The organism is uncultured Chitinophaga sp. (assembly GCF_937874145.1).
GTDB lineage: Bacteria > Bacteroidota > Bacteroidia > Chitinophagales > Chitinophagaceae > Chitinophaga.
The window spans coordinates 1-4,102 of sequence record NZ_CALNBI010000479.1 but is presented as its reverse complement, the minus strand read 5'-3'; the positions used below and the strand labels follow the sequence as shown (position 1 = coordinate 4,102).

The 4,102-nt window shown below is 58.1% G+C and carries 3 protein-coding genes and 1 pseudogene; 3 read left to right on the top strand and 1 reads right to left on the bottom strand.

The genetic code is table 11. From position 1 onward, the window contains the following. Positions 1–177: 177 nt before the first annotated feature. A pseudogene (locus tag Q0510_RS22960) lies at positions 178–943 on the bottom strand (2,3,4,5-tetrahydropyridine-2,6-dicarboxylate N-succinyltransferase). 87 nt (positions 944–1,030) lie between these two features. On the opposite strand from Q0510_RS22960, the gene Q0510_RS22950 reads away from it, so the two are divergent. The 3 genes from Q0510_RS22950 to Q0510_RS22940 form a co-directional block, all read left to right on the top strand. Further along, positions 1,031–1,603: a sigma-70 family RNA polymerase sigma factor gene (locus Q0510_RS22950; RefSeq protein WP_298716984.1), complete on the top strand. Its 573-nt coding sequence runs from the start codon at positions 1,031–1,033 to the stop codon at positions 1,601–1,603. 51 nt (positions 1,604–1,654) lie between these two features. Beyond that, entirely contained in the window at positions 1,655–2,620 is a 966-nt protein-coding gene (locus tag Q0510_RS22945) for a FecR family protein (protein WP_298716981.1), read from the top strand. A 172-nt stretch (positions 2,621–2,792) separates the two neighbouring features. Further along, on the top strand, positions 2,793–4,102 hold a 1,310-nt coding region (locus tag Q0510_RS22940), incomplete at its 3' end, for a TonB-dependent receptor plug domain-containing protein (RefSeq protein ID WP_298716978.1).

Sequence of the window (4,102 nt, the reverse complement as noted above, 5' to 3'; positions counted from 1 at the left end):
GGCGCTGCGACCTGAACACAGTGCGTCTACCAATTTCGCCATCTGGGCATTCCTTTTTGTGTCAGGGAGTGCAAATGTACGTAGTTTCTTAATATTTCCAAATTCTGACAAGAAAAAGTTTGATAGAAAATGAAAAAGCCGCGACCAGCGCGGCTTTTATCAGGTATGTTACTGTTGTTACACCGCAACGTTGAATTCGCGCAGGGTGTCGTTCAGGCTCGTTTTGAGGTCGGTGCTGGCTTTACGCTGACCGATGATCAGTGCGCAGGAAACCTGGTACTCGCCGGCAGGGAACTTCTTGGTGTAAGTGCCGGGGATCACCACGCTGCGGGCCGGTACGCGGCCTTTGTATTCGATCGGCTCGGGACCGCTCACGTCGATGATCTTGGTCGACTGCGTCAGCACCACGTTGGCGCCCAGTACGGCCTCTTTCTCCACATGAACGCCTTCCACCACGATGCAGCGGGAACCTACGAATACACCATCTTCAATGATCACGGGGCTGGCCTGCAGGGGTTCCAGCACGCCGCCGATGCCTACGCCGCCGCTCAGGTGAACGTGCTTGCCGATCTGCGCGCAGGAACCTACGGTTGCCCAGGTGTCCACCATCGTTCCTTCGTCAACATATGCGCCGATATTTACATAAGAAGGCATGAGGATCGCACCTTTCGCGATGAATGCGCCATAGCGCGCCACAGCGTGGGGCACCACGCGAACGCCCAGTTCCTTATAGTTGGTTTTCAGCTTCATCTTATCGTAAAACTCGAAAGGAGGTACTTCCATCGTTTCCATCGGCTGGATCGCGAAATACATCCGGCTCCGCCACGCGGAGCTTGCCTTTGTCAACGGCTTCGATCACTGATCTCACGGCGTCGGAATATTGCGTCTGCTGCAAAAGGCTGCGGTCGTTCCACGCAGCCTGGATCTGTTGCTGAATATCCATTGTGTTATGCTTGTTTTCCGCAAAAATAATATAATCGTGCACAGTTGGGGTAGAAAACGTATTTTTATCCGACAGGCTACATTATTCATGGGGGACGCAGGCGCATATAAGGACCTGGGCGACGCGGAACTGCTGCGTTCGCTGAAAGACGGCAGCATGGAGGCATTCAACGCCCTTTACCAACGCTACTGGCAACCCGCGTACAATGCCGCCTTCAAACGCCTCAACGATCCCGCCGCCGCGCAGGACGTTACACAGGACATCTTCCTCCAGCTCTGGAACCGCCGCGCCGATCTCCACATCCTTCATCTCCCCGCCTATATCCATACCTCCGTCCGCAACCGCGTACTGAACCTCCTCGAGTCGCAGCAACGCTTCCTGCCCATGGAAGACCTCTTCGCTGAATCCGCTTCCGGCGGCGAAGGCGCCGACGCGCTCGCCCGCCGCAACCAATGGCTGAAGTCCTACCATGCCCTGGTAGACGCGCTGCCCCCCGGCCGCCAGGAGATCTTCCGCATGCGCTACAATGACGGCGCCTCCCCGGACGAGATCGCCGCGCTCCTCAACATCTCCCGCAAAACCGTCCAAAACCAACTGGGGAAAGCCCTCGCCAGGCTCAGGGCTAACCTTGGCGCCATGTTTTGGTCCGTACTGCCGTAAAAATATTTTCCGGCAGGATGGGGCAAATGCTTTTTGGGTTGTCTTACTCATATGGACCACTCGTATTTCCTCGAAATACTGCAAAAATACCGCGAAGGCAACGCCTCGCCCGAAGAGGAGCGCTTCCTCCTCGCCAGCTACGACGCCTTCGAATCGCAGCCCGACGTTACGCCGCTGCTCACACCGGAAGAACGCGAAAAGCTCGCCGGCCGGATGCACCAGCACATCCTGCAACAAATCGCCGCGCAACAGGCGCCTGCCCGCCGTGCTCCGGTGCGCATGCGCTGGATCGCCGCCGCGGCGGTGGTTATACTGGCCGGTGCAGCCATGGCGGCTTTCCTGCTGATCAGGCCCGCCAGCGACGCACCCGGACTGGCGGCTGCGGATCAGTCTGTCCAGCCGAAGGCTGAAAACAACCTCATCTCCCTGCCCGACGGTTCCACCGTGCTGGTGAGCACCGGCAGCAAACTGCGGTATCCCGGTTCTTTCGCCAATAAAAATAAAAGGGAAGTGTACCTGGAAGGGAAGGCCCTCTTCACCGTAGAACAACAAACCGGCCAGCCCTTCGTCGTACATGCAGGCGGATTGCAAACCACCGTACTGGGCACCACCTTCGAAGTGGCGGCAGCCGGCGAAGGGGATGTCACCGTTACCGTATTCAAAGGCCGGGTAAGGGTGGAAGATGAAAAGAAATCCCTCGGGGAGCTGACCGCCCACCAGCAAATCGTTTACAGCGCCGGCGAATCCCGCCAGCAAACCTCCCGCCAGGCGCCCGAATGGCAGCAGCAGGACCTCCTGTTCGACGACGTCACCCTGCTGCAGGCCGCACGCCTCCTCGAAGACCGCTTCGGCTACAGCATCGCCATTCCCGACGAAGCCCTGCGCGAACAACGCTTCTCCACAACGTTTGGCAGCGGCGAATCGCTGGAACAGGCCCTCAAAAGCATTTGCGCCTTCAACCAGGCATCATATACGCTGGACAGCAGCAAAAAGACCGTTATTATTTACAGGCCGTAACCGAACGGCACAACCAGAATCACCGGATGAAAGTTATCAGCCAGCCTCCGTAAACGAAAAAACCTCTGCCGGAGCAGAGGTCGCGGCCCTGCGCAACGGGAAATTGCGCAACGGCCCCAGATTGTAAAAAGCCCGCGTCAACGGGCATTTATTCACCTGCAAACACTAAAGTATGAATTTTTCCGCACTCGCAGCGGGAAGCGTCCGCGCTTTCCCCAGGCTGCCCGTAGCGCTTTTCCTGTATCGATGTATGCGTATCTCGTTATTGTCTTTTTTACTGATCGCCGTCACCGCCCAGATCCTCACCGCCGCCACCGCCAAAGCGCAGCGGGTCGACGGGCAGACGGTCAGCATGTCGCTGAAAGACGCGCCACTGCTGGAGGCGTTCAAGCAGATAGAAAGCCAGACGGCCTTCCGCTTCATGTACCGCAAGTCGGACGTGGGCCACATCCGTCATCTCAGCCTCCCCGAAGGCAAACGCAACCTCGCCGCCGTCCTCGAACAGCTGCTGAGCCCGCATGCACTTTCCTTCCGCCAGGTAGATAATAAAATCCTCATCCAGCCCGCGCCGCAACCGGCAGCAGATACCACGTTCATGGCGCAGGGCCGGGTGCTGGGTGATGACGGGAACCCCGTTATCGGCGCCACCGTTATCGTCAAAGGCACGGGCAGGGGCGCCATTACCAACGAAGACGGCCAGTTCAGCGTTTCCGCCGCAGAAGGTGAAGTGCTGGTCATTACTTCGCTGGGGTATAAGCAGATGGAATTCCCTGTGAAGGACCGCAGCCCGATGGTGTTGCAATTGCCGCTGCAGTCGGGCGGTTCGCGCCTGAATGAAGTGATTGTGGTAGGCTACGGCACCCAGCAGAAACGGGAGCTGTCGGGCTCCATCGGCAAAGTTGGCGCGCTGAAGCCGGAGGAGAACATGGTCAATAACCCCATCTCCGCGCTCCAGGGCCGCGTGGCGGGATTGTCGGTATCCAACACCGGTTCCACGCCGGGTTCCATGCCGAACTTTACGATCCGGGGGGTGCAGACGATCCAGAACAACGTCACCGGCACCGGCTCCAATCCGCTGATTGTAGTCGATGGATTGGTGATTGACGCAGGCCCCGCGGGAGACAATGCCAACTTCAGCATGTTCAACCTCAACCCGCAAGACATCGCCTCGATGGAAGTGCTGAAAGATGCAGCCTCCGCTGCCATCTATGGTGCGCGCGGCGCGCAGGGCGTGATCCTCATCACTACCAGGAAGGGATCTTTCGGCGCCAGGCCCGTTGTCAACCTGAACGCTTACACGGGCTACAACATGTCATCATTCTCTTACCGCCCGCTGAACAGTTCCGAATACGCGATGATGTTCAAAGAAGCGCGCAGCAACCGGATCAGCGATATCGATAAACGCCTGGCCGGCAACATCGACCCCACCGAAGCCGCTACGTTGCGGGGTGAGAAAGACATGCTCAACCTGCAGATCAACGG